Here is a 26,235-nt window from a genome sequence, read left to right as displayed (position 1 = left end):
CACTTAAACTTTTTTAGGGATTGGTACGCCATACTTTACGGAAATCACTTCAGCCAAAATGGATACGGCGATTTCAGGAGGGGTCAAAGCCCCGATAAATAGACCAACAGGCCCGTGAAGACGCTCCACTTGTTCCTGTGTCACATCAAATTCCAGTAAGCGCTCTTTGCGTTTTTGGGTATTGATTCTGCTACCCAGTGCGCCAACATAAAAAGCAGGGGACTTTAATGCCTCCATCAAGGCCATGTCATCTAGCTTGGGATCATGCGTTAAAGCAACGACAGCTGTATGAGAGTCAACACCAATTTCTAGCAATACATCATCTGGCATGCCCTTGATAAATTGAATATGCTCGCGATTGATGCCTTCCGCATACTCTTCACGAGGGTCAATGACAATGACTTCAAAGTCAGATGCGAGAGCAAAGTCAGCCGTATAGAGGGATAGTTGCCCCGCACCAATGATGACCATGCGCCAACGAGGACCATAAGTGGTTTTCATTAATTTCTCATCGCAAATAAATGCCTCATTACGATTCCCGGCTTCTAGTGTGGATTTGCCAGTTGCAAGATCCACTGTGCGTGAGGTAATTTGGTGTGCTGAGATGGAAGACAAAATGGTTTCCAGAATCGCCAATTCCGGTTTTGGTTCGACAAGCAAGCGCAACGTTCCACCACAAGGCAAACCAAAGCGCGCAGCCTCCTGTTGACTCACCCCATAGACCACCATCTCCGGCAAGTCTCTGGTCAGGATTTCAGTTTGCACTCGGCGAATTAGGTCGTCTTCGACACAGCCACCAGACACTGAGCCAGTAACTTGCCCATCACCCCGAATGGCTAACCAAGAGCCGATAGGTCTTGGGGAGGAGCCCCAGGTTTGAACCACTGTGGCGATGGCAACGGGATGGCCAGACTTGAGCCAGTCGACGGCGGCTTTTAATACGCTTAAATCAGTGCTGTTCATTTCTTGTCTCTAATTTCTTATATTTATTTTTTTGTATTTATTATTTTTTTCTGGCAATGTAATTATTATCACCTTAATGATAAGTTCTAGCCCATCCACTCAAGCTTCAAATTTACGCCTTGCCGTGCTCTTGCTAGCGGCTGGAGAGGGTAACCGCCTCGGTGTTCATCCCAAAGCCTTGCTCCGAAAGTGCGGTCTGACCCTATTGGAGCTATTTTCAGGTGCAATTCAAGGATTCGCCCCAACTGAATACGTCGTAGTGACTGGCTTTCATGCAAGAGCAATTGAGTCTGAGATCGAGAAAATTAATGACTCCCTAATGCATCCAATTCAAGTCATTCAGAATCCTGCTCCAGAAAGAGGTCAAGCCTCCTCTGTTCGCCTGGGTCTCGAATCCCTTAATGGTGAGTTTGATGTCTTGTTGGTCGCACTCTCAGATCAGCCTGAGATAGGGGTAAGAGAAGTTCAAGAGCTGCTTGATGCATTTCTCAGGCGAGATAGCGGCGAGGAAATCATTCTCCCAATGGTGGAAGGTAGGCGCGGTAATCCTGTGCTTTTCTCACGAAAGGCGATATCAGAGGTTCTTGCAAATCCTGGGATGGTTTGTCGGGAATATATGGATGCTCATCCTGCCAAGGTGAGAACTATGCTCACCAGCAATCAAGCGTTTGTAATGGATGTCGACACACCGGAAGACATCCAACAACACAAATTAAGCCTGACTTAGTTTTTTAAATCTCGGCAATCAGCTCGATTTCAACGCAAGCACCCAAAGGGATTTGCGCAACACCAAACGCACTACGCGCATGTTTGCCGGCATCGCCAAATACTTCAAAAAGCAGTTCTGAGCAGCCATTTACGACCAAGTGTTGCTCAGTAAATTCAGAGGTGGAATTGACTAGGCCCATCACTTTCACAATACGCTTCACTTTGTCTAGAGAGCCCAAGTGATTTTGTAAGGTGGAAATCAAATCAATCGCAATAGACTTAGCTGCAGCTTTGCCGGTCTCTGTATCCATATCTTGGCCAAGTTTTCCAACCCAAGGCTTCCCATCTTTTTTGGCAATGTGCCCAGATAGGAAAACAGTGTTGCCAGAAGTAGCTGCCATGACATAAGCGGCAGCAGGGGGTCCAGGAGGAGGTAACTCAATACCAAGAGTTTTAAGGCGATCGCTAATGTGATTTGTCATAGAGTTCAGTGGTGTTAATTAAAAGACAGAAAAAAATAAAAAGAAAATGGGTCAATAAAGACTTAGTTACAGCAAATATTACTTGATTACTTTGACAGTTGACGCATGGCATTTTCAAGGCCATTCAAGGTCACGGGATACATGCGGTCTTTCATTAAACCCTTCATGATGTCAATGGATTGTCGGTACTGCCACACAGATTCCGGCTCTGGATTGAGCCATGCAAAGTGCGGGAAGTGATCAACCAGACGATTAATCCAAGCGGCCCCAGTTTCTCGGTTGTTGTATTCAACCGATCCGTTAGGACTCAGAATTTCATAGGGAGACATCGTGGCATCTCCTATAAAAATCAGTTTGTAGTCGGGACCATACTTATTAATGATGTCCTGAGTAGCTGTCACCTGGTCCCGTCTGCGTCGATTGCTTTGCCACAGGTGTTCATATACGCAGTTATGAAAGTAGTAATACTCCAAGTGCTTGAACTCAGTTTTGACGGCAGTGAACAATTCAGAAATCCGCTGGATGTGGTCATCCATCGATCCGCCTACATCCATGAGCAATAAGACTTTGACTTGGTTATGACGCTCAGGCCGCATTTGAATATCAAGCATCCCTGCATTTGCTGCAGTGGAGTGAATAGTTTTATCGAGATCTAACTCTAGGCTTGAGCCTTCTCTGGCAAAACGACGCAAGCGACGCAATGCCATTTTGATATTGCGGGTCCCAAGACTGAGATCACTGTCGTAATCTTTAAACTCTCGAGCCTCCCAGACTTTAATGGCCGTTCGATTGCCGGCACTTTCACCACCAATCCGAATTCCTTCTGGGTGATAGCCGCTGTGACCAAAAGGGGATGAACCTCCAGCTCCAATCCACTTGTTGCCACCACCGTGCCACTCCTTTTGTTCCTTCATGAGTTCTTGAAGACGCTTTTGCAATGCTTCGGGACCGCCTAACTTTTTCAGCGCTGCTTTTTCTTCTTCAGTTAATACGCGCTGTAATTTTTTCTCAAGCCAGTCCAGTGGAATGTCGGGGGCTAAGGCCATGATTTGCTCTACGCCATTAAAGTAAGAGCCAAAGACTTGATCAAAACGATCAAAGTGCTGCTCATCCTTTACCAAAGTCATACGCGCTAACTGATAAAACTCATCAATCGAAGGTTCAATGACGCCTTCCTTTAAAGCCTCCAATAGGGTTAAAAATTCTCGAACAGATACTGGCACCTTGGCCTCTTTGAGCTGGAGAAAAAATTGAATCAACATGATTCAGCTATTGCGAAATGGAGGCGGTTGAGATTAGCGGTGATTGCGATTCATCATGACGAGACGTTCAAACAGGTGAATGTCCTGTTCGTTTTTCAGAAGTGCACCATGTAACGGTGGAATCGCAATTTTGTCTTCGTTGCTATAAAGCGCCTCAGCGGGGATATCTTCAGCTAGTAAAAGTTTTAACCAATCGATTAATTCAGAGGTGGAAGGTTTCTTCTTGAGGCCAGGCAAAGATCGAATTTGATAGAACGATTTAAGAGCTGCATCTAACAATTCTTGTTTGATGTTTGGGTGATGGACATCCACAATGCTCTGCATAGTTCCAGCATCTGGAAATGAGATGTAATGAAAAAAGCAGCGACGCAAAAATGCATCAGGCAATTCTTTCTCATTGTTTGAGGTAATGATGACAAGAGGGCGGTGCTTAGCTTTAATGAGTTCCCTTGTTTCGTATACATAGAACTCCATACGATCAATTTCTCGTAAAAGATCGTTTGGAAATTCGATATCCGCTTTATCAATCTCATCAATTAATAGTACGACTGGCTCATCCGCTTCAAATGCTTGCCAAAGGACACCTTTAACAATGTAGTTGCGTATGTCGTTGACTTTTTCATCACCAAGTTGGGAGTCTCTTAGTCGGCTAACCGCATCGTATTCATAGAGGCCTTGTTGGGCTTTAGTCGTTGATTTGATGTGCCATTGCATGAGGGGCATATTCAATGCTGCGGCAACTTCCTCAGCCAGCATCGTCTTGCCCGTACCTGGTTCGCCTTTAATTAAAAGAGGGCGCTGCAGTTGAATTGCGGCATTTACCGCTAATTTCAGGTCATCAGTAGCTACATAGCTTTGGGAGCCATCGAAGCGGGATTTGGTCTTAGTCATCTCTAGGGCAATCAATTTGTCTTTAAATAGCGTTCAAGTATAGGTAAAAGGGCTGATATTTTCAGTGTTTTCACTGATTTCAAGCTCTGAAATGGTGGATCTGCTCCTGTCTCCGCTATACTCTGTGCAAATTGATCTAAATCAAACTCGTTAATGATGATTTCTATGAAAAAACACCTCATTCTTTCCCAATTGGCCCTCTGTGCTGGCTTGGCATTTGCTGGTTTTGCTGCTCAAGCGCAAGACGTCAAAGGTTCCGCTCAAGCTGGACAAGGTAAGGTTTGGCTTTGTATTGGTTGCCACTCCATTCCTGACTACCGCGCTGACTATCCTTTGGTTTACAAGGTCCCAATGCTAGGTGGCCAAAATGCTGCTTACATTGCTAGCTCTTTGTCCGCTTACAAGAAGGGCGAAAGAAAGCATCCAACGATGCGTTCAATTGCTGCCAGCTTGTCTGATCAAGACATGGCTGATCTTGGCGAATACTATGCTGCGCAAACTGCCAGCTCACCAAATAACCCATTGAAGTGATATTTAGAGGCACGTTTATGAAATTCGCACTAATTACCGCCATTTTGTTATCCAGCATCGGTCTAGCTCAAGCAGCTAGCGCTGAAAAAGGTCAAGCGCTTGTAGAGAAGGCTAATTGCGCCTCTTGTCATGGTGCTGGCCTAAACGCCCCAATCCTGCCTGCTTACCCAAAGTTGGCTGGTCAGTATTCTGATTACCTCTACTACGCATTAAAGGCTTACAAAGTAGGTAACGGAAATGCTCAATACGGTCGCAATAACGCCATTATGGGTTCCCAGGTTCAGACATTCTCTGATGCCGATATGCAAGACATTGCTGCTTATATCGCTTCATTGCCAGGAAATTTCGTAGTTAAGAAGTAATCCAGCATTTCTTGTTGCATAAGCACAAAAGGCTTAGGTTAATCACCTAAGCCTTTATTCTTTATGGGCTTTCGGGTTTTCCTATGTCTTTATTTCGTTGCCTCAAGCCCTCTGGTGAGGTGTTTGCGCATAGCTAGATCCGCAGCCAGGGGATCTCTTTTGAGGATGGCCTGAAGAATTTCGCGATGCTCTAGGAGTGAGCTTAATAAACGACCGCTTCTTGTCAAAGAATCTCGTCTTTGGAGTTTTAGCACCTTACGAAGGTCTTCAATCACACCGTTCATCCATTTATTTCCTGCAATTTCTTGGATCAACTCATGAAACTTCACATTAATTTCAAAAAATTGCTCGGTATCACGGTCAGCTGCAGCCTTTTCTAGGCGGTGATGCAGGTTATCAAGCTGTGTGAGTTGAGCCTCAGATGCCTTAATGGCCGTTTCTTTAGCTGCTTGACCCTCTAGCAAAGAGAGGACGGTAAAGATTTGCTCTAGATCGCGGCGATCAACTTCGGTGACATAGGCACCTTTATTCATCTTGGTTGTAACCAAGCCTTCGGAGGCCAAAACCTTGATGGCTTCACGCATTGGTGTTCGTGAGATGCCAAAGGCTATCGCCAAGCTTTGCTCGTCTAGCCAGCTCCCAGGAGCCAGTTCATGGGAAAAGATCTGCTCGCGTAGGCGCTCAGCTACGTCTTCGTATAAGGGTCTGTTTATTAGTTTTGTATTCATAATTATGTATACAGTATCTAGACAAATTTAAAAATGTCAAGCAAAATAGCCCTACAAATTTAGTAACAATGTAATAAAGCCAACCGGGAGTGCTTTATGAGTACAAGTGAAAAAAAGTCAGCATCGAATTCATCTAATACATGGCCAAATGTGCCGGATAGCAATTTAGATGCTTGGAAGAAATCAGCCCAAAAGTCAGCACCGAATGGTGATGTCGATAAATTAGGTTGGCAAACGCCGGATGGTATTCATCTCAAGGCTTTGTATACCGCCGAAGATACTGAAGGTCTTCAATACACACATTCATTGCCAGGATTCGAGCCATTCGTTCGTGGACCTCAGGCAACCATGTACTCGGTTCGTCCTTGGACTATTCGTCAATACGCTGGTTTCTCAACTGCAGAAGAATCTAATGCGTTTTATCGCAAGGCACTAGATGCAGGTGGTCAAGGTGTTTCCGTTGCTTTTGACTTGGCTACCCATCGTGGCTATGACTCTGATCATCCGCGCGTGACTGGCGACGTTGGTAAAGCCGGTGTAGCAATTGACTCTGTAGAAGATATGAAGATTTTGTTTGATGGCATTCCGTTAGACAAAGTATCCGTTTCAATGACGATGAACGGTGCCGTATTGCCGGTACTGGCTGGTTATATTGTTGCCGGCGAAGAACAAGGTGTGAAGCAAGAGCTGCTATCAGGCACGATTCAGAATGACATTCTGAAAGAGTTCATGGTGCGTAATACCTACATCTACCCGCCAGAGCCTTCCATGCGCATCATCGGCGACATCATCGAGTACACCGCTAAGCACATGCCGAAATTTAACTCGATTTCTATTTCGGGTTATCACATGCAAGAGGCTGGTGCGAACCAAGTTCTCGAATTGGCATTCACATTGGCTGACGGTAAAGAGTATGTAAAAACTGCATTAGCCAAGGGTCTGGATGTCGATGGCTTTGCTGGTCGCCTTTCATTCTTCTTCGCTATTGGTATGAACTTCTATTTAGAAGTTGCTAAGTTGCGTGCTGCGCGCCTCTTGTGGTGGCGCATCATGAAATCCTTTGAGCCAAAAAATCCAAAGTCACTGATGTTACGTACGCATTGCCAAACATCTGGCTGGTCTTTAACTGAACAAGATCCATACAACAACGTTGTTCGTACAACGGTTGAAGCCATGGCAGCGGTATTTGGTGGCACTCAATCTTTGCATACGAATTCATTTGATGAAGCGATTGCTTTGCCATCCGAATTCTCTAGCCGTATCGCCCGTAACACCCAGTTAATTCTTCAGGAAGAAACACATATCACTAGCGTGATTGATCCATGGGCTGGTTCGTACATGATGGAGAACCTTACTCAAGAGATGGCTGATAAAGCCTGGGAAATCATTCAAGAAGTTGATGCCATGGGTGGCATGACTAAAGCCGTGGAAAGCGGTTGGGCTAAGCTGAAGATTGAAGCCGCAGCTGCCGAGAAACAAGCCAAGATTGACTCTGGTTCCGATGTCATCGTTGGCGTTAATAAATACAAGCTCGGCAAAGAAGACTTAGTTGATGTCTTGATGATTGACAACGATAAGGTTCGTGAAAGCCAAGTTGCACGATTAAAAGATATCAAGGCGAAGCGCGACTCCAAAAAAGTTGAAGCTGCATTAGAAGCGTTAACAAAAGCCGCAGAAGAAAATACTGGCAACTTGCTGGAGTTGGCTGTACAAGCAATTCGCTTGCGCGCTACGGTCGGTGAAGTTTCTGATGCATTGGAAAAAGTTTACGGGCGCCATCGCGCCGATACTCAAAAGGTGACCGGTGTGTATGCAGCTGCTTACGACTCAGCAGAGGGCTGGGAAAAATTGAAGGTAGAGATTGCTGATTTTGCAAAAGACTTTGGCCGTCGCCCACGTGTGATGATTGCGAAGCTTGGTCAAGATGGTCATGATCGCGGTGCAAAGGTTGTTGCAACTGCCTTTGCTGACTTAGGTTTTGACGTGGATATTGGACCTTTGTTCCAAACTCCGGAAGAGTGCGCTCGCCAAGCGATTGAGAATGACGTGCACGCTTTAGGAATTTCTACTTTGGCTGCAGGACATAAGACTTTGGTGCCAGCCATCATTGCCGAGTTGAAAAAGCAGGGTGCTGACGACATTATTGTCTTCGTAGGCGGTGTGATCCCAAGACAAGATTACGACTTCCTATATGAGGCGGGTGTGAAGGGTATTTATGGCCCAGGCACTCCGATCCCTGCATCAGCTAAGGATGTGCTTGAGCAGATTCGTAAATCTGTAAAGCCAGAGTAATTTAAAGATCAAAGACATCAGCATGCTCAATGCAGTTGACCAAGCTTTGGTGAATGATCTCACCGGTGCGCCTTCATCGGCGCAGCGTCGGGCCTTGGCCAAGATCATCACCTTGCTTGAATCTACTCGCATGGATCACCGTAAGCGTGCAGATGAGGTGCTTAATACCTTATTACCAAAGACAGGCAAGTCATTTCGCCTTGGTATCTCTGGTGTGCCTGGAGTTGGTAAGTCCACTCTGATAGAGACCCTCGGTCTGTATCTGATTGAGAAGGGACATCGTGTTGCCGTTCTGGCCATTGACCCTTCTTCAAGCTTATCTGGCGGATCCATATTGGGTGATAAGACGCGCATGGAGAGGTTATCGGTACTAGATAAGGCCTTTATTCGTCCGAGCCCGTCATCTTGCACATTAGGCGGCGTAGCAGAGAAAACGCGTGAAGCGATGTTGGTTGCTGAAGCCGCAGGCTTTGACATTGTGATTGTTGAAACCGTCGGTGTTGGTCAAAGTGAAATTGCAGTTGCTGGCATGACAGACATGTTCTTGCTATTGCAATTACCTAATGCTGGCGACGACCTGCAGGCGATTAAAAAAGGCGTGATGGAGATTGCTGATCTGATTGTGATCAACAAGGTTGACATCGATCCAGATGCCGCTATGCGCGCACAATTATTTATTACAAGCTCTCTACGACTTTTGGGTTTTCAAGGGAACCCAGACCATGCCTCGCACGATCAAGAGTATTGGCATCCTACGGTCATGACCTTAAGCGCTCTAGAGGGTAATGGCGTCCCTGAGTTATGGGAAAAAATTCTGCATTTTCAGAAACTGCAGAACGCTAATGGCAAATTGCAATCCCGCCGTAAACAGCAGGCTGGAGCATGGATGTGGGATCGCATTGATGCTGGCCTTAAGAATGCTTTTCAGAATCACCCAGCAGTACAAACACTTTTACCCAGTCTGAGTGCCGAGGTAAATCAAGGAACCATGGCCGCTTCTGTTGCTGCGAGACGTTTACTCGAAGCAATGGGACACGAATTTTTCTAAGGAGTAGTTATGAAGGAAATCATTCAACAGCTTGAAGCAAAGCGCGAACTTGCCAGATTAGGTGGCGGGCAAAAGCGTATTGCCGCTCAACATTCCAAAGGCAAACTCACCGCACGCGAGCGTATTGAACTCTTGCTAGATGCGGGCACCTTTGAAGAGTGGGATATGTTCGTTGAGCATCGTTGCCACGATTTCGGTATGGCTGATCAAACTGTTCCGGGTGACGGTGTTGTTACTGGTTACGGCATGATTAACGGCCGCTTGGTATTCGTGTTCTCACAAGACTTTACCGTCTTGGGTGGCTCTCTTTCAGAAGCGCATGCTGAGAAGATTTGCAAGATCATGGATCAGGCCCTCAAAGTAGGCGCTCCGGTGATTGGTTTAAATGATTCTGGTGGTGCACGTATTCAAGAGGGTGTTGCTTCATTGGGTGGCTATGCGGAAATTTTCCAGCGTAATGTGACTGCCTCTGGCGTTATTCCTCAAATCTCTTTGATCATGGGCCCTTCAGCCGGTGGTGCCGTGTATTCACCAGCACTCACTGACTTCATCTTCATGGTGAAGGATAGTTCTTACATGTTCGTTACTGGCCCAGAAGTAGTTAAGACAGTTACGCATGAGGATGTGACTGCAGAAGAGTTGGGTGGTGCGGTAACTCACTCCACTATTTCAGGTGTTTGTGATTTGGCTTTTGATAATGACGTTGATGCCATCATGATGCTCCGTCGTTTCTTCAACTACCTGCCTTTATCTAATCGCGAGAAGCCGCCCATGATCAATGGGGCAATGCGCACTGAAGAGCCTGATTTCTCACTTGATACATTGGTGCCAAGTAATCCAAATCAACCTTACGATATGAAAGAGTTGATTGAGAAAATTGTTGATGATGGCGAGTTTTTTGAACTCCAGCCTGATTACGCAAAGAACATCTTGATCGGTTTTGCGCGTATGGAAGGTCGCTCGATTGGTATCGTTGCAAACCAGCCTTTAGTTTTGGCAGGTTGCTTAGATATCAAAGCATCTATTAAAGCTGCTCGTTTTGTTCGCTTCTGTGATGCCTTTAATATCCCTGTTGTGACCTTGGTTGACGTGCCTGGATTTATGCCTGGTACATCACAAGAATACGGCGGCATCATTAAGCATGGTGCGAAGTTGCTTTACGCCTATGCGGACTGCACCGTTCCTAAAGTGACGCTGATTACACGTAAAGCCTACGGTGGTGCGTATGACGTGATGGCGTCTAAGCATTTACGTGGCGACGTTAACTTTGCTTGGCCTTCTGCTGAAATTGCAGTTATGGGTCCTAAAGGCGCTGTTGAAATTATCTTCCGTGAAGAAAAATCGGATCCAGCAAAAATTGCTGCACGTGAGGCTGAATACAAAGCGAAGTTTGCAAACCCGTTTGTGGCAGGTCGACGTGGCTACATTGATGATGTGATCTTGCCGCATGAGACACGTAAGCGTATCTCACGTTCTTTGGCAATGCTGAAAGATAAAGAGCTCACAAACCCACCACGTAAACACGGCAACATTCCCCTCTAAGGCGCCGATAAATCATGACTACGAAAATGTTTAAGAAAATTTTGATTGCAAACCGCGGTGAGATTGCTTGCCGTGTAATGAAAACCGCTAAAAAGATGGGTATTAAGACGGTTGCCGTCTACTCTGAGGCAGATAAAGAGGCGCGTCATGTGCAGATGGCTGATGAGGCTGTTTGTATTGGGCCTGCTCCTTCTCGCGAATCGTATTTAGTAATGGATCGCATCATTCAGGCTTGCAAAGATACTGGTGCTGAAGCAGTTCATCCAGGCTATGGCTTCTTATCTGAGAATGAACAGTTTGCTAAGCGCTGCGAAGAAGAAGGTATTGTATTTATTGGACCAAAGCATCAGTCTATTGCGGCTATGGGCGACAAGATCGCCTCCAAAAAGCTTGCTTTAGAAGCTAAGGTGAATACCATTCCTGGCTACAACGAAGCGATTGATACAACTGAAGAAGCGGTCAAGATTGCTCAAGGAATCGGTTACCCGGTGATGATCAAGGCATCAGCAGGCGGTGGTGGTAAGGGCTTGCGTGTTGCATTTAATGATAAAGAGGCTGCTGAAGGCTTTGCTGCCTGTAAAACAGAGGCAATGAATAGCTTCGGCGATGACCGTATCTTCATTGAAAAGTTTGTTGAAGGCCCACGCCATATTGAGATTCAGGTTCTAGGTGATTCACATGGCAATGTGGTGTATTTGGGCGAGCGCGATTGCTCGATTCAGCGTCGCCATCAAAAGGTGATTGAGGAAGCTCCATCTCCATTTATTGATCCTGCAACCCGTAAGGCAATGGGTGAGCAAGCCGTTGCTTTGGCAAAGGCTGTGAACTATCAATCTGCCGGTACAGTCGAGTTTGTAGTTGGCAAAGACAAGTCTTTCTACTTCCTCGAGATGAATACCCGCTTGCAAGTTGAGCATCCAGTAACGGAAGGCATTACCGGCTTGGATTTAGTCGAGCAAATGATTCGTGTAGCTGCTGGTGAGAAGCTGGCATTTAAGCAAGAAGATATTAAGCTTGATGGTTGGTCAATGGAGTGTCGTATTAATGCGGATGATCCATTCCGCAACTTCTTGCCATCTACTGGCCGATTGGTGAAATATCGTCCACCAGAAGAGTTAGATGGTGTGCGCGTGGACACTGGCGTGTACGAGGGCGGCGAGATCCCGATGTACTACGACTCGATGATTGCGAAGTTGATCGTTCATGGCAAGGATCGCACTGAAGCTATCGAGAAGATGCGTGCTGCACTGAATGACTTCGTCATTCGTGGCATTCATTCAAACATTCCTTTCCAGGCAGCGCTTTTGCAGCATCCACGATTTGTATCGGGCGACTTCACTACCGGCTTTATTGCTGAAGAGTATCCAGATGGTTTCAAAAAGGATTCTGTTCAGCCAGCTGATCCGAAGCGTTTAGCAGCCTTAGCGGCATTTATGCGCTATCGCTATCTTGAGCATATCAAGATGATTGACGGTCAATTGGCCGGTCATGAAATGACAATTGCGAAGAAGTTTGTAGTGGTTACTGGCGCACGAGTCGGATCAAGCGAAGAGATTCAAGAGATTCCTGTTCGCGTTGATCTGAAGGATACCGTCTACTCTGTTTATATTGAAGAGGAGGGTGATGTTAGCCGTTACAACATCGTTAGCAATTGGCGTCCAGGCGAGCTTTGCTTGCGTGCAACCATTAATGGCACACATAAGATCACTGCTCAAGTTGAGCGTAAGGGCGTTAAATACGCACTCGTCTTAGATGGAGCGCATTACGAATGTATGGTCTTAAGCCCTCTAGGTGCTGAACTTCAACGTCGTATGTTGGTTAAGGTTCCACCAGATACTTCCAAGTTAGTCATGTCTCCAATGCCTGGTCTCTTGACCAACATTTCCGTAAAGGTTGGCGAAGCAGTCACTGCTGGTCAGAAATTAGCCGCCATTGAAGCAATGAAAATGGAAAACACACTCGTTGCTGCACAAGATGGCGTCGTTGCTGAAATCTGCGCCAATGTTGGCGAAAGCTTAGCGGTCGATCAATTGATCATTCGCTTCGAATAAGGCTAGCTATGACTAAACCATTTAAGATTTTGGGAATTCAGCAAATTGCTATTGGTGGCGAGAATAAAGATCGCCTCCGTAAGCTTTGGGTTGAGTTATTGGGCTTTGAATTCAAGAGCACTTTTGTCTCTGAGCGTGAGAACGTTGATGAAGATATTTGTGCTATCGGCAAAGGTGCTCATGAGATTGAGGTTGATCTTATGCAACCATTCGATATTGAAAAGAAGCCTGCTGTTCACCAAACACCTTTAAATCACATTGGCCTATGGGTAGACGACCTACCAAAGGCTGTTGAGTGGTTGTCAGCTCAAGGTCTTCGCTTTGCTCCAGGCGGTATTCGTAAGGGTGCTGCGGGGTATGACATCACCTTTGTTCACCCGAAGGGCAATGAGGAGTTTCCGTTCTGTGGTGAAGGTGTATTGATTGAGCTAGTTCAGGCGCCACCAGATATCATTGCGGGTCTGAGTTCATAGAATCTAGAGAGTCCAAATTGACCCGTATATTGGCCATCGACACCTCCTCAGCTTGGTGTTCGGTGGCTTTATCTTTACCTGATGCCGCGCCTTTAGTTCGCCACCAAAAAGTGTCGGCTGGCGCTAGCCAACTCTTATTACCTTGGGTAGAAGAGTTGTTATCCGAAGCTTCTATTGAACTTTCTTCTCTTGATGCGATTGCGATTGGTAATGGTCCCGGAGCCTTCACTGGAGTGCGCTTAGGTGTTGCTGCTGTTCAGGGTCTAGCGATTGCGGCAAGACTGCCAGTTTTACCTGTAGCGAGTCTAGATGCCATTGCTAGTCAACTCGTTCAAACTCCAGCGTTTATTGCTTCAGGGGCTCAATCATTTGTAATTGCAGTTGATGCCCGTATGGAAGAGGCTTATTGGGCTAGCTACAAGATTCTGGCCAATCAATTGCCTCAGCGGCAGGGAGAAATACATCTGACGCCACCAGAGGCTTTGGAGCTTTCAAGTATTGATTTTCTAGCTGGTAGTGCGCTCTTAGAATTTGGTGATCGACTATTTACCAATGCTTCACATCCATTTGCAAGCACTCATCTTGATTCCGCTATCGGAGTCAATGCTCTAGGCGTTTTGGCTTGCGCTGAGGAAATGTGGAGCAAAGGTCTCCAGCAAGATGTGCATCTGCTGGAGCCTCTGTATATCCGTAACAAGGTGGCATTGACCTCTGCGGAACGAAGTCAACAACATGGTTGATAACATCCATTCCTTACACGCTAGTACTGAAGGTGTATCGGAGCTTTCATTTTTGCCTATGACGGTGGCAGATTTAGATTCTGTCCTGGCCATTGAATCTGTTTCGCACATTCATCCTTGGACAAAGGGCAATTTCTCAGATTCACTTGCTGCTGGGCATTGGGCATATTGCGTGCGACCTCAATTATCAGATGCGGTAAAGGGCAGTTATTTAGATCCCGAAGTTCTCTGGGCTTACTGTATTTTATTTCCAGCGGTAGATGAGTTACATCTCTTAAACATCACCGTTTCACCAAAGTTGCGTCGTCTGGGTATTGGCATAAAGATGATGAATGCAATCGAGGGTGTGGCGGCACAGCAAAAAATGCCTCGGATTATTCTTGAAGTTCGTCCCAGCAATGAAGCTGCTTTAAAGCTTTATCAAAGCCTAGGATACGAGCAAATTGGTTTGCGCAAAAACTACTACCCAGTTGATGCAGCAAGCGGATTGCGTGAAGATGCTCTAGTTTTAGCTAAATCGATTAAGCTTGAGGCATGAATATGAGTACAAATTCTGCCTTTCTAAAAGAGATGGGTATTACCGAGTGGACTTCACGTGATGCCGTTCCAGCTCAAGCCCAAGTAATGGCTTCTTCAGAGGCGGCCATCCAACAGGCAGAGTCAATCGCTGCTGCAGCCTCCGATGTCTCCGAGGCACGCGAGCGAACTTCTTCTGGAATATGGTGGTTTTTTGGTAGCAAACCTCAAGGTGACGCAGAAGTACTTTTTCAGAACATCATTCGCGTTCTTGGCTTGACTCCACAAGAGTGGTCTTGGAAAAATCCGGCCGACAAGCTCAATCCAGAATTGTTGCCGCAAGACGGAACACCAATAGTCGCCTTAGCTTTTGGTGGCCCAGCCGCTCAAAAATTATCAGGTGAACGTGATGCACTTCCAGAGCTTCGCGAAACTGTCTTAGCTTTTAATGCAGATGGCGCAGAGGATCTGCCGCTGATTGCTACTTTTGAGTTGAATCAACTGATCGCTAGGCCAAAGGATAAGGCGCTATTTTGGCAGGATCTACTGCTTGCTAAATCGGTATTGCAAAATATCTAAGCTTTGCGCTTAGTGCTTATGCTCGCCAATCAAATGCATTGAGTCGTATTCAGCTTGATTGGCAGCATGACGTTTGATCACTAGCCACATGATTGCGCTTACAGCAACACCAAAGCCAATAATTACTGCCTGAATCGGTGCATCTAGCCAAATTAATCCAGAGTAGATTAAGAGCATCATCAATACAGAAATGTTTTCATTGAAGTTTTGCACGGCAATGGAATGACCCGCAGACATCAACACATGTCCGCGATGTTGAAGTAGGGCATTCATTGGAACTACAAAGTAACCAGCCAGCCATCCAACCAATATTAATAAGAAATAGGCTGGCAAGAGGTTCAAGGAGATTTCAAACTTGCCAATAGTCCAAAGCGTTGTATTGGGCAACATATCTGAGTTGTAAATTGCCATGACGCAGACCACAAGACCCATGGCAATGCCATAAGGAAGAACTTTGAGAGAGCTACGAAGCGGAACCCGCCAAGCTGCCCACACAGCTCCTCCGGCAACACCAAAGGCCGAGATTGCCTGAAGAATGGCTCCCTGAGACAAAGTCATATGCAGGGCCACTTGGGCCCACTTAATCACAATAAATTGCAGGGTAGCGCCCGCACCCCAAAATAGGGTTGTGACTGCCAAGGAGATTTGTCCAAGTCGATCGGCCCAGAGGGTTTTGAAGCAAACAGCAAAGTCCTTTACCAACTCGATTGGATTGGTTTTTTGTGACTCGTAGCGCGCCCCAGTATCCGGAATGCGTAAATTGATCAGAGCAGCCAATACGTAAATCATCATGATGATCAGAATGGCTGATTCAGCAGCGGTATCAATGCTGGTCTCTAGGACTGGAATATCTAGGCCCAAAAGGCTTTCAGAGACGCTTTTACTAATGAGGACGCCACCGAGCACTGTTCCCATGATGATGGAGCCTACTGTGAGGCCTTCAATCCATCCATTGGCAGCAACTAGCTTCTCTGGTGGGAGTAATTCAGTCAGGATGCCGTATTTAGCTGGTGAGTAGGCAGCAGCCCCAAGACCAACAATGGCATAAGCCAGTAAAGGGTGGCTACCAAAGAGCATCACTACACAGCCAATAAACTTAATCGTATTGGTAATGAACATGACATTACCCTTGGGGCGGGAGTCAGCAAAGGCTCCCACAAAGGCTGCCAGCAATACATAAGAGAGAACGAAGAATAATTTGAGTAAAGGAGTCATCCAGGCCGGAGCGTTAAGCTGGACCAAGAGGGCGATTGCTGCGATCAGCAATGCGTTATCAGCAAGCGACGAAAAAAATTGCGCCGCCATAATGATGTAAAAACTACGGTTCATTCGTACAATCTAGTCATTAATGTAATTAAAACATGAAAGGAGGGGTGGATATGAGCTCGTCGGCTAATCGCTTGATAAATAGGCCAATTTTGGCAACTATACACACTGATGCCTTTCGTCATAATTTAGGCCGTATTCGTGAACTCGCCCCGGAATCCAAAATCTGGTCAGTCGTAAAGGCTAAGGCCTATGGACACACCCTGGAGGCTGCATTTAAAGGGCTGGAGTCCACAGATGGTTTTGCCTTGCTGGATATTGCAGATGCACAATGGCTTAGGGAGCATGGATGGGAAGGTCGTATCCTGCTTTTAGAGGGCCTTTTTACTCAACAAGAGCTAGAACTAGCAAGTAAGCTCAAATGTGATTTGGTAGTCCACAGTGAGAAGCAAGTCGCATGGCTGGAGTCCTTCGTCAATCATTCGGGTCACCCAATCAATCTCTTTTTAAAACTCAATTCCGGCATGAATCGCCTTGGTTTTAGACCGGAGCAGTACCGAACAGCCTTTCACCGTTTACATGCTGCTGGTTATCACCTGCATCACATGACCCATTTTGCAAATGCTGATCAAGTAGATCAAGCGCCGTCGGTAGGTGAGCAAATGGACTGTTTTGAGCAGACAACTGAGGGCTTAGAAGCTCCAAGCTCCTTAGCTAATTCAGCGGCAATACTCTGGCATCGCAATGCGCTAGGTGATTGGGTTCGCCCTGGAATCATGTTGTATGGAGTTTCACCTACTGGAGTGCATGCCGATATTGTTCGCTCTGAGCTTCAAGCAGTTATGCAACTGCGTAGTGAAATCATCGATATTCAAGAATTAAAGAAGGGTGATCGCGTTGGCTATGGTGGCCGCTATCAGGCGCCAGAAGATATGCGTATCGGTGTAATTGCTTGCGGCTATGCCGATGGCTACCCCCGTCATGCGGAAGATGGCACACCGGTTTGGGTTGATGCAGCCGATGCTCAAGGTGACGGCGTGATTTGTCCGATTGTTGGGCGTGTATCAATGGACATGCTAACGATTGATTTGCGTGAAGCACCCAATGCCAAGATTGGCAGTGTAGTTGAGCTGTGGGGTCAAGAAGTGCCGGTGGACGATGTGGCTCAGATGAGCGGAACGATTGGCTATGAACTTATTTGCGCCTTGGCGCAAAGGGTGCCGGTAGTAATCAAGTAACGCGCTGCGCTACTTGATTGCATCTATCTTATTTGATAATTACTTATTCCAGATCTGCCACCAACGACGCTCTTTTTGAACGCGTTGACCGGTAACCATCATTTGACTATCGGGGAAGTTGAGTTTGAATACGCGCAGCGAATCATTACTCAAGTCAGTCATACCCAGCTTTTCATAAGACTTCGTAAGAAGGTAGAGTGCCTCTTCAACAGCAGGTGCACGATCGTAATCACGGATAACAAGTTGCGCTCTATTAGCTGACGCTAGGTAGGCGCCACGTTGATAGTAGAAGCGAGCAACGATCACGTCAGCCTCTGCTAATGAGTTCACGATATAGCGCATACGATCTAAAGAATCGGGCGCATATTTACTATCAGGGAAACGCTCAACAACAACTTTGAAAGATTCAAAAGCTTCTTTAGCTGCTTTTGGATCGCGCTCACTTAAATCTTGTCCAGTAAATTTACCAAGCCAACCTAAGTCATCATTAAAACTAATCAAGCCCTTGAGGTAGTAGCCGTAATCTAAATTTGGACTTCCTTGATGTAGTTTGATGAAGCGATCAATAGCAACTAAAGCTTGGGCTTGTTCCTGGCCTTTCCAGTAACAATACGCTGCATTGATTTGGGCTTGCTGTGAATAAGGGCCAAATGGGAATCGACCTTCAAGCTTCTCAAAATACTTTCCGCACTTAGCGTAGTCAGCATCATTTAATTTGTCGGTAGCTTCAGAGTAAAGCTTGGTCTCAGACCAAAGATCTGAATCATCCTTTGAGCCGTCACTACCTGCACACCCACCGAGAATTAGGCAGGCTGCGCTAGCACCAACAAATAAAGATATAAGGGATTTTCTGGAAGATGACCCAACGGTGGCAGCAAGCCTTAAACTGGCGTCTGTAATAACGTCCGACATAACTAAAAGGCTCTTTAAGCGTGGCATTGCCGCATACTCCCGATTCGAATCCCATTGATTATATCGATGATGAGGATTTCATTACCCTAGAAGTTCCTCCTGAGGTCAGCGGAGAGCGTTTAGACAAGTTCCTTGGCGGCGCTTTGCCTGATTATTCCCGGAATCGGCTGAAGGCCTGGGTTGAGGCTGGGGCTGTTACGGTTGATGGAAAAGTCACTAAAGTCCGCCATTTACTCCGTGGGAGCGAGAGTATTAAGGTATTTCCGCAAGAAATGCCGGAACAATTTGCCTTTGCGCCAGAAGATATCCCCTTAGATGTCGTTTATGAGGATGGCACGGTCATTGTTATTAATAAGCCCGCTGGGCTCGTGGTTCATCCCGCGGCTGGTAATTGGACGGGTACTTTGTTAAATGGCCTCTTGCATCGCTTTCCTGAGCTTAAGCAATTACCAAGAGCCGGAATTGTTCACCGCTTGGATAAAGATACCTCTGGATTAATGGTGGTGGCCCGTACGGATATCGCCCAAACCTCCCTTGTGAGGCAGTTACAGGAGAGGACAGTAGGTCGACGCTACCTCGCATGGGTTTGGGGGGATGCTCCATCTCAGGGGAAGGTATTAGCAAGCGTTGGCCGTGATCAGCGTGATCGCCTCAAAATGGCGGCTGGCTCACCCCAGGGCAAGCCTGCAGCAACGCTGTTTCGGCGCTTGGCTAAAGGGGCTTTCGCTGAAAGTCCTACGGCCCTGCTGGAGTGCCGCCTAGAGACAGGCCGTACCCATCAAATTCGGGTTCACTTGGAGTCCTTAGGTTTTCCACTCCTAGGGGATCCCGTTTATCGCAAGCGCACCCCTGGTGCGGCCAAATCATTGCCTTTCAGTCGCCAAGCTTTGCACGCTTACGCTCTTAGCCTGCAACACCCAGCAACCCATGAAGTCATGACCTGGTTTAGGCTACCTCCGCAAGATTTAATCGATTTATTGCCACTGCTGGGGATGAGTGAAGTAGATTTACCCAAGGAAGAGGTATTAATGGCGTCCATCAAAAATGACCAACGCAATTAATTGGATTGAGCCAAGCTGGGTTGCACCGCAACAAGTGAAGGCCTTTTGTACAACTCGCCATGGCGGTGTCAGCAGTTCACCATTTAATACTCTCAACCTTGGACTGAATGCCGGTGATGATTCAGTAGACGTTCTGCATAACCGCAGCATCGTGAGATCACATCTTCCTGCTGAACCACTTTGGCTGAAACAGATTCATGGTGTGACTGTTAGCACTCCAGCCTCCAGAAACGCCTCCACTGATAAACCATTTGAGGCTGATGCTGCTGTCACCAATATTCCAAATGAGGTGCTGGCGATTCTGACTGCAGATTGCATGCCAGTACTGTTTGCAAGCAAGAGTGGGGGAGTTATTGGGGCAGCACATGCTGGTTGGCGCGGTCTAAGCGGTGGCGTTCTTGAAAATACTCTTCAAGCAATGCTTGCCATAACGCCAGGACTCAGTCCGAAGGATATTGTTGTGTGGATGGGTCCCGCCATCGGTCCGACAGCATTTGAGGTGGGTGAAGATGTGCTGCAGGCTTTCGCTCCCCAAGGCCAAGATATTTTGTCAAAGGCATTTACGCCAATTGCTGGGAGCCCCGGAAAGTACTTGGCAAATCTATATTTGCTTGCCAAAAAGCGATTACGGTCATTGGGTGTTGAGCAAATTGATGGTGGTGACTTTTGCACCTTTAATGATTCGGATAGATTCTTCTCTTATCGCAGAGATAAAGAAACCGGCCGTTTTGCTTCATTGATTTGGATATCTTCTGAAAGATAATCTCGGGGTTATTACTAGCTTAGCCCTAGGGCTAGGGTTAGTGCGTATAACCCTTCCAGCCTGATAGATGGAGAATGGTCTCAATAACTTTACGAGATCATTATGTTTGCAGGTATGAATACAGGTGTTGCGCCATCACTGGCTCCACACCACATGGCGTTAATTCCACCAGAGCGTTTGGCAGAAATTCAAAAAGAATACTTCGCTGAATTCGCGCATCTTGCAACTAATCCAGAATCTATTGAAGTAAAAGATCGCCGCTTCTCTGGTAAAGCTTGGCATTCGTCTTGGAGCAAAATGATTGCCGCAACTTATTTGTTGAACTCTAAACATTTGCAGGCACTCGCAAATGCAGTTGATACCGATGAAAAAACCAAGGCCAAAATTTTGTTTGCTACAGAGCAAATGATTGATGCCTTATCGCCTTCAAACTTTATTGCCACTAATCCAGAAGTTCTTGAAAACATTATTAGTTCACAAGGTCAGTCTATTCAAAATGGAATAGTGAACTTGCTGGGAGATTTGAAAAAAGGCAAAGTTTCACTGACTGATGAAAGTGCTTTTGAGGTTGGCAAGAATATTGCAACAACAGAAGGTCAGGTGGTATTTCGCAATGATCTCTTTGAGTTGATTCAATACACGCCATTGACTGAGACCGTCTATGAGCGACCCTATTTAATGGTGCCGCCTTGTATTAATAAGTACTACATTTTGGATCTACAACCTGATAACTCTGTTGTGCGTTACATGGTTGAGCAGGGCCACACAGTTTTCTTGGTTTCCTGGAAAAATCCTGATGCCTCCATGTCTAAAGTAACTTGGGATGATTACGTTGGCGAAGGTGTCATTAAAGCAATTGAGGTGACTAGGGAGATTGGAGCAACAGATCAGATTAATGTGCTCGGCTTCTGCGTTGGAGGAACTTTAACTTCTACGGCCTTAGCTGTATTAGCGGCGCGTAAAAAAGATTATGTTGCTAGCTTAACCTTGCTCACCACGTTATTAGACTTTACTGATACTGGAATTCTGGATGTCTTTATTGATGAAGGCATGGTCAAGTTACGCGAAAGCACCATTGGTGGTGAGGGCGGTCATTTCGGGATGATGTCGGGTTTAGACCTGGGTAATACATTCTCTTTCTTGCGTCCAAATGACTTGGTGTGGAACTATGTTGTTGAGAATTACTTAAAAGGAAATTCTCCGCCGCCATTTGATTTGCTCTATTGGAATGGTGACTCTACTAATCTACCTGGTCCAATGTACTGCTGGTATCTGCGCCATACCTATCTACAAAACGAACTAATTAAACCAGGCAAGCTCACCGTTTGCGGTGAAAAGGTTGACTTAGGCAAGATCACTGTTCCAGCATATATTTACGCATCGCATGATGACCACATCGTGCCCTGGAAATCAGCTTATGAGTCCACTCATATCCTGAAAGGCAAGAATCGTTTTGTCTTGGGAGCGTCAGGACACATTGCTGGAGTGATCAATCCACCAGCAAAAAATAAACGTCATTATTTTGAAAACAATAAATTGGCGAAGACTGCAGACGAGTGGTTAGCTGCAGCAAAAGATATCAAGGGTAGTTGGTGGCCTAACTACGCTCAATGGTTAGAACAGTTTGGTGGCAAGAAAATTAAAGCTAGCAAATCGTTTGGTAATGCACAGTACAAAAAACTAGAAGCGGCGCCTGGTAAGTACGTGAAAGAAAAAGTATCCGCAGTTGCTCAATAATATTTTCATAAGGGGTAATACATGTCTCAAAAAATTGCATACGTAACTGGTGGTATGGGTGGTATTGGCACTGCTATTTGTCAACGTCTCGCCAAAGATGGCTTTAAAGTCATCGCTGGTTGCGGTCCAAACTCCCCGCGTAAAGATCGCTGGATTGGCGAGCAAAAAGCTCTAGGTTATGACTTCATTGCTTCTGAAGGTAACGTTTCCGACTGGGACAGTACCGTTGCTGCATTCGATAAAGTGAAAGCTGAAGTAGGGCGTGTGGATGTTTTGGTCAATAACGCTGGCATTACTAAAGACAGCGTCTTCCGTAAAATGACTCCAGAGCAGTGGAAAGCAGTAATTGATACCAACCTCAATTCTTTGTTCAATGTGACTAAGCAAGTGGTTGATGGCATGGCTGATAACGGCTGGGGTCGTATTATCAACATCTCCTCAGTGAACGGTCAGAAGGGCCAGTTTGGTCAATCCAACTATTCCACTGCAAAAGCAGGTTTGCACGGATTTACCATGGCCTTGTCACAAGAGCTGGCCTCCAAGGGTGTGACTGTTAATACAGTTTCTCCTGGGTATATCGGTACAGATATGGTTAAGGCTATTCGTGAAGATGTTCTGGAGAAGATCGTTGCTGGCGTTCCGGTTAAGCGTTTGGGCACTCCAGAAGAGATCGCTTCAATTTGCTGCTGGATTGCTTCCGACGATGGTGGCTATGCGACTGGCGCTGATTTCTCCTTGAATGGCGGTCTGCATACAGGTTAAACACCTTAAAAATGCAGTTTTAGTGGTCTGCACATCGGCATATTTACCTTAAGGTCAAACTAGGGATAAACTATGCCGATGTTGCATTGCAGTACCGAGAGTTAGGAAAAAATTACATGGCCACACGTTCCAAAAAAGCAGGCGATAGCCGCTTGATTAAGAAGTATCCCAATCGTCGTTTATACGACACCCAAACCAGCACTTATGTCACGCTGGCTGATATCAAAAATTTAGTAATGGCTGGCGATGCTTTTAGCGTTGTTGATGCAAAAACTGAAGATGATTTAACGCGCAATATCTTGCTACAAATTATTTTGGAAGAAGAGGCTGGCGGAGCGCCGGTGTTTTCTACTCAAATGCTTTCTCAAATCATTCGCTTTTATGGAAACTCCATGCAAGGTTTGATGGGTAGCTATCTTGAAAAGACCATGCAATCTTTCGTGGATATCCACAATAAGCTTGGCGATCAAACACAGGGCTTGGGTGCAGGTAGCACTCCTGAAGCATGGGCCAAGATGATGAATCTTCAAAACCCAATGATGCAAGGTTTGATGGGTAACTACATGGAGCAAAGCAAAGACCTATTTGTGAAGATGCAAGAGCAAATGCAAAACTCCCCAACAATATTTAAAGGTTTCCCATTTCCAGGTCAACCTAACCCAACAGAAAAAGAGTAGTTGTGGCAGGTAAAGTTGGTTTTGTTTCCTTGGGATGCCCCAAGGCCCTAGTTGATTCTGAACTTATCCTCACTCAATTAAGTGCTGAGGGTTACGAGACTGCCAAGGATTATTCTGGCGCCGATCTCGTAGTTGTGAATACCTGTGGCTTTATTGACTCTGCTGTAGAGGAGAGTCTTGCAGCAATCGGTGAGGCCTTATCCGAGAATGGCAAGGTGATTGTTACGGGCTGTCTTGGTGCTCGTAAAAATGCTGATGGCAGCGATCTCATTCAGAGTATTCACCCTAAAGTCCTTGCGGTTACTGGCCCGCACGCCACACAAGAGGTGATGCAGGCTATCCATTTGCATCTGCCTAAACCTCACGATCCCTTTACTGATTTACTACCGCCGATTGGTGTGAAGCTCACGCCAAAGCATTATGCGTACCTCAAGATCTCTGAAGGCTGTAATCACCGTTGCACTTTCTGCATCATTCCTAGTTTGCGTGGTGACCTGGTTTCACGACCGATTGGTGAGGTATTGCTAGAGGCCAAAAAATTATTTGAGTCTGGCGTAAAAGAATTGCTGGTCGTTTCTCAGGACACGAGTGCCTATGGCGTTGATATTCAATATCGCACTGGCTTTTGGGATGGCAAACCAGTCAAGACACGCATGTTTGATTTGGTTAATGCTTTAAATCAAATTGCGAGAGAGCATCAAGCTTGGGTGCGCTTACATTACGTTTACCCCTACCCACACGTTGATGATGTTCTGCCTTTAATGGCCGAGTTCTCTGATCATGGTTATGGCGTCCTCCCGTATTTGGATATTCCTTTGCAACATGCGCATCCAGATGTACTTAAGCGCATGAAGCGTCCCGCTAGTGGAGAAAAGAATTTAGAGCGTATTCAGGCATGGCGTGCTGCATGTCCCGATTTGGTAATTCGCAGCACTTTTATTGCTGGCTTCCCAGGTGAAACGGAAGAGGAGTTTGAGTATCTTTTGAATTTCCTCGATGAGGCTCAAATTGATCGTGCCGGCTGTTTTGCTTATTCACCGGTTGATGGTGCAACTGCCAATGCCTTAGATAACCCAGTTCCAGATGCATTGCGCGAAGATCGCCGAGCTCGATTTATGGCCAATGCTGAAGAAATCTCGACAAAACGACTTGCTAAAAAAATAGGCAAGCGCATTCAGGTCATTATTGATCGCGTGGATGAATCCGGTGGAATTGGCCGAACTATCGGTGATGCCCCTGAAATTGATGGTTTGGTGAGGGTTTTACCCCCTAGCAAGCCTTCTAAGCGCTATCGGGCTGGCGAAATCATCAAAGTAACGGTGATTAGCTCCCAAGGGCATGACCTAATAGCCGAAACTTGACTATTGGAATAAAAATAGTGTTTTGGCCTTTTATTGAGGTCAATATTTTGCCTACTTAGGTACCGTAAAGGGGATTGTTATGAGTCGTGATGTCGTTGTTTTAAGTGCCGTACGTTCTGCCATTGGCACATTCAATGGATCATTGAGCAGCCTTGAGCCATCTGAGCTCGGCGGCATCGTGATGAAAGAGGCGGTTGCTCGCTCTGGCGTAGATCCAGCATTAATTAATTACGTTACTGTTGGTAACACTATCCCTACAGATAACCGTTACGCCTACGTAGCACGTGTAGCTTCTATCCAAGCCGGCCTGCCAATGGAATCGGTTGCCATGGCTTTAAATCGTTTGTGCAGTTCTGGTTTGCAAGCGATTGTGTCTACTGCTCAACAAATTATGTTGGGTGACTGCGATTACGGTATCGGTGGTGGTGTTGAGGTGATGTCACGCGGTATGTACGGTTCACCAGCAATGCGCAGTGGTGCGCGTATGGGTGATACCAAAATGATCGACTTGATGGTTTCTGTATTGACGGATCCATTTGGCGTTGGTCATATGGGTGTTACTGCAGAGAACCTCGTTGAAAAATGGAAGCTGACACGTGAAGAGCAAGATGCTCTCGCAGTGGAATCACATCGTCGTGCAGCGCATGCAATCAAAGAGGGTCGCTTCAAATCTCAAATCGTTCCAATCACTATCAAAACTCGTAAGGGTGATGTTGTGTTTGATACAGACGAACATTGCAAGCCAGATACCACTATGGAAACTTTGGCGAAGATGAAAGCAGTCTTCAAAAAAGAGGGCGGTAGCGTTACTGCAGGTAATGCATCGGGTATTAATGATGGCGCAGCATTCTTCGTTTTGGCTGAAGCTGAAGCGGCTAAGAAGGCTGGTCATAAGCCAATCGCTCGCCTAGTGTCTTACGCTGTTGCTGGTGTACCTAACCACATCATGGGTGAAGGCCCAATCCCAGCAACCAAGATTGCTCTTGAACGTGCTGGCCTGAAATTGGATCAAATCGACGTGATCGAATCCAATGAAGCATTTGCTGCTCAAGCTTTGGCGGTAACTAAAGGCTTGGGTTTAGATCCAGCCAAGACAAACGTCAATGGTGGAGCGATTGCATTGGGTCACCCAATCGGTTGCTCTGGTGCCGCTATTGCTACTAAGGCTATTCATGAGCTACATCGTGTTCAAGGCAAATATGCTTTGGTCACAATGTGTATTGGTGGCGGTCAAGGTATCGCAACTATTTTTGAGCGCCTGTAATCAGCGCTCTTTTGCTGCTCTAGCCT

The 26,235-nt window shown here is 46.3% G+C and carries 26 protein-coding genes; 19 read left to right on the top strand and 7 right to left on the bottom strand.

Features of this window, described 5'->3' with window-relative positions; translation table 11 throughout:
- Window positions 1–3: 3 nt before the first annotated feature.
- Window positions 4–963: an XdhC family protein gene (locus ICN25_RS08705; protein WP_216181521.1), complete on the bottom strand. Its 960-nt coding sequence runs from the start codon at window positions 961–963 to the stop codon at window positions 4–6.
- A 76-nt stretch (window positions 964–1,039) separates the two neighbouring features.
- On the opposite strand from ICN25_RS08705, the gene ICN25_RS08700 reads away from it, so the two are divergent.
- On the top strand, window positions 1,040–1,690 hold the full coding sequence (locus ICN25_RS08700; protein WP_216181519.1) for an NTP transferase domain-containing protein: 651 nt from the start codon (window positions 1,040–1,042) through the stop codon (window positions 1,688–1,690).
- A 4-nt stretch (window positions 1,691–1,694) separates the two neighbouring features.
- Here ICN25_RS08700 and ICN25_RS08695 read toward each other — a convergent pair whose 3' ends face one another.
- From ICN25_RS08695 to ICN25_RS08685, 3 genes are all read right to left on the bottom strand, one after another.
- Window positions 1,695–2,153, bottom strand: a complete 459-nt coding sequence (locus ICN25_RS08695; protein ID WP_216181518.1) for a RidA family protein — start codon at window positions 2,151–2,153, stop codon at window positions 1,695–1,697.
- An 86-nt stretch (window positions 2,154–2,239) separates the two neighbouring features.
- A complete protein-coding gene (locus ICN25_RS08690) occupies window positions 2,240–3,415 on the bottom strand; it encodes a VWA domain-containing protein (RefSeq protein ID WP_216181516.1) in 1,176 nt (391 codons plus the stop codon).
- 33 nt (window positions 3,416–3,448) lie between these two features.
- Window positions 3,449–4,306 (bottom strand): MoxR family ATPase, encoded by an 858-nt coding sequence (locus ICN25_RS08685; protein WP_216181514.1) that lies wholly within the window; start codon window positions 4,304–4,306, stop codon window positions 3,449–3,451.
- A 165-nt stretch (window positions 4,307–4,471) separates the two neighbouring features.
- Between ICN25_RS08685 and ICN25_RS08680 the strand changes: the two genes are divergently transcribed.
- Both ICN25_RS08680 and ICN25_RS08675 read left to right on the top strand, forming a co-directional pair.
- Entirely contained in the window at window positions 4,472–4,837 is a 366-nt protein-coding gene (locus ICN25_RS08680) for a cytochrome c (protein ID WP_216182273.1), read from the top strand.
- 17 nt (window positions 4,838–4,854) lie between these two features.
- Window positions 4,855–5,199, top strand: coding sequence for a cytochrome c (locus ICN25_RS08675; RefSeq protein WP_216181512.1), 345 nt, complete (start codon window positions 4,855–4,857; stop codon window positions 5,197–5,199).
- A gap of 89 nt (window positions 5,200–5,288) precedes the next feature.
- On the opposite strand, the gene ICN25_RS08670 is transcribed toward ICN25_RS08675, so the two are convergent.
- Window positions 5,289–5,927 carry a GntR family transcriptional regulator gene (locus ICN25_RS08670; protein ID WP_216181498.1) on the bottom strand — a complete coding sequence of 213 codons (639 nt, stop codon included), beginning with the start codon at window positions 5,925–5,927 and terminating at the stop codon, window positions 5,289–5,291.
- Between the two features lie 96 nt (window positions 5,928–6,023).
- Here ICN25_RS08670 and scpA point away from each other — a divergent pair, with 96 nt between their 5' ends.
- The 8 genes from scpA to ICN25_RS08630 are packed head-to-tail and all read left to right on the top strand — an operon-like array spanning window position 6,024 to window position 15,168.
- Window positions 6,024–8,219: a methylmalonyl-CoA mutase gene (scpA, locus tag ICN25_RS08665; RefSeq protein WP_216862897.1), complete on the top strand. Its 2,196-nt coding sequence runs from the start codon at window positions 6,024–6,026 to the stop codon at window positions 8,217–8,219.
- Between the two features lie 22 nt (window positions 8,220–8,241).
- Window positions 8,242–9,267, top strand: coding sequence for a methylmalonyl Co-A mutase-associated GTPase MeaB (gene meaB, locus ICN25_RS08660; protein ID WP_216181495.1), 1,026 nt, complete (start codon window positions 8,242–8,244; stop codon window positions 9,265–9,267).
- A 9-nt stretch (window positions 9,268–9,276) separates the two neighbouring features.
- Window positions 9,277–10,809, top strand: coding sequence for an acyl-CoA carboxylase subunit beta (locus ICN25_RS08655; RefSeq protein WP_216181492.1), 1,533 nt, complete (start codon window positions 9,277–9,279; stop codon window positions 10,807–10,809).
- A gap of 26 nt (window positions 10,810–10,835) precedes the next feature.
- Window positions 10,836–12,860, top strand: coding sequence for an acetyl-CoA carboxylase biotin carboxylase subunit (accC, locus tag ICN25_RS08650; protein WP_216182266.1), 2,025 nt, complete (start codon window positions 10,836–10,838; stop codon window positions 12,858–12,860).
- Between the two features lie 8 nt (window positions 12,861–12,868).
- Window positions 12,869–13,333: a VOC family protein gene (locus ICN25_RS08645; protein ID WP_216181489.1), complete on the top strand. Its 465-nt coding sequence runs from the start codon at window positions 12,869–12,871 to the stop codon at window positions 13,331–13,333.
- Between the two features lie 17 nt (window positions 13,334–13,350).
- The gene (tsaB, locus tag ICN25_RS08640; RefSeq protein ID WP_255536738.1) at window positions 13,351–14,073 is read left to right on the top strand and encodes a tRNA (adenosine(37)-N6)-threonylcarbamoyltransferase complex dimerization subunit type 1 TsaB; all 723 of its coding nucleotides are present in this window, start codon (window positions 13,351–13,353) and stop codon (window positions 14,071–14,073) included.
- On the top strand, window positions 14,066–14,611 hold the full coding sequence (rimI, locus tag ICN25_RS08635) for a ribosomal protein S18-alanine N-acetyltransferase (protein WP_216181487.1): 546 nt from the start codon (window positions 14,066–14,068) through the stop codon (window positions 14,609–14,611). Before tsaB ends, rimI begins: the two co-directional genes overlap by 8 nt.
- A 2-nt stretch (window positions 14,612–14,613) precedes the next feature.
- A complete protein-coding gene (locus tag ICN25_RS08630) occupies window positions 14,614–15,168 on the top strand; it encodes a hypothetical protein (protein WP_216181484.1) in 555 nt (184 codons plus the stop codon).
- A 9-nt stretch (window positions 15,169–15,177) separates the two neighbouring features.
- On the opposite strand, the gene lplT is transcribed toward ICN25_RS08630, so the two are convergent.
- Window positions 15,178–16,497: a lysophospholipid transporter LplT gene (gene lplT, locus ICN25_RS08625; RefSeq protein ID WP_216181481.1), complete on the bottom strand. Its 1,320-nt coding sequence runs from the start codon at window positions 16,495–16,497 to the stop codon at window positions 15,178–15,180.
- Between the two features lie 50 nt (window positions 16,498–16,547).
- Between lplT and alr the strand changes: the two genes are divergently transcribed.
- Window positions 16,548–17,672: an alanine racemase gene (alr, locus tag ICN25_RS08620; RefSeq protein WP_216862896.1), complete on the top strand. Its 1,125-nt coding sequence runs from the start codon at window positions 16,548–16,550 to the stop codon at window positions 17,670–17,672.
- Between the two features lie 39 nt (window positions 17,673–17,711).
- Here the strand turns inward: alr and ICN25_RS08615 are convergent, their stop codons facing one another.
- The gene (locus tag ICN25_RS08615) at window positions 17,712–18,584 is read right to left on the bottom strand and encodes an outer membrane protein assembly factor BamD (RefSeq protein WP_216181478.1); all 873 of its coding nucleotides are present in this window, start codon (window positions 18,582–18,584) and stop codon (window positions 17,712–17,714) included.
- A 20-nt stretch (window positions 18,585–18,604) separates the two neighbouring features.
- Here ICN25_RS08615 and ICN25_RS08610 point away from each other — a divergent pair, with 20 nt between their 5' ends.
- The 7 genes from ICN25_RS08610 to ICN25_RS08580 all read left to right on the top strand — a co-directional run bounded on the left by ICN25_RS08610 (window position 18,605) and on the right by ICN25_RS08580 (window position 26,209).
- Window positions 18,605–19,645 carry an RluA family pseudouridine synthase gene (locus ICN25_RS08610; RefSeq protein WP_216181475.1) on the top strand — a complete coding sequence of 347 codons (1,041 nt, stop codon included), beginning with the start codon at window positions 18,605–18,607 and terminating at the stop codon, window positions 19,643–19,645.
- Entirely contained in the window at window positions 19,629–20,408 is a 780-nt protein-coding gene (gene pgeF, locus ICN25_RS08605; protein ID WP_216181472.1) for a peptidoglycan editing factor PgeF, read from the top strand. Before ICN25_RS08610 ends, pgeF begins: the two co-directional genes overlap by 17 nt.
- Window positions 20,409–20,510: 102 nt before the next feature.
- Window positions 20,511–22,145 (top strand): class I poly(R)-hydroxyalkanoic acid synthase, encoded by a 1,635-nt coding sequence (gene phaC / locus ICN25_RS08600; protein WP_216181469.1) that lies wholly within the window; start codon window positions 20,511–20,513, stop codon window positions 22,143–22,145.
- A 21-nt stretch (window positions 22,146–22,166) separates the two neighbouring features.
- On the top strand, window positions 22,167–22,907 hold the full coding sequence (locus ICN25_RS08595) for a 3-ketoacyl-ACP reductase (RefSeq protein ID WP_216181466.1): 741 nt from the start codon (window positions 22,167–22,169) through the stop codon (window positions 22,905–22,907).
- A gap of 116 nt (window positions 22,908–23,023) precedes the next feature.
- Window positions 23,024–23,584 (top strand): polyhydroxyalkanoate synthesis repressor PhaR, encoded by a 561-nt coding sequence (gene phaR, locus ICN25_RS08590; RefSeq protein WP_215335018.1) that lies wholly within the window; start codon window positions 23,024–23,026, stop codon window positions 23,582–23,584.
- Between the two features lie 2 nt (window positions 23,585–23,586).
- Window positions 23,587–24,945: a 30S ribosomal protein S12 methylthiotransferase RimO gene (gene rimO / locus ICN25_RS08585; RefSeq protein ID WP_216181463.1), complete on the top strand. Its 1,359-nt coding sequence runs from the start codon at window positions 23,587–23,589 to the stop codon at window positions 24,943–24,945.
- A gap of 79 nt (window positions 24,946–25,024) precedes the next feature.
- The gene (locus ICN25_RS08580; RefSeq protein WP_216181460.1) at window positions 25,025–26,209 is read left to right on the top strand and encodes an acetyl-CoA C-acyltransferase family protein; all 1,185 of its coding nucleotides are present in this window, start codon (window positions 25,025–25,027) and stop codon (window positions 26,207–26,209) included.
- Window positions 26,210–26,235 lie beyond the last annotated feature (26 nt).

This window comes from Polynucleobacter sp. 80A-SIGWE (assembly GCF_018882295.1).
In the GTDB taxonomy this organism is placed as follows: Bacteria; Pseudomonadota; Gammaproteobacteria; order Burkholderiales; family Burkholderiaceae; genus Polynucleobacter.
Note: the sequence above shows the minus strand (reverse complement) of the source record. Positions and strands in the feature narration are given on the sequence as shown.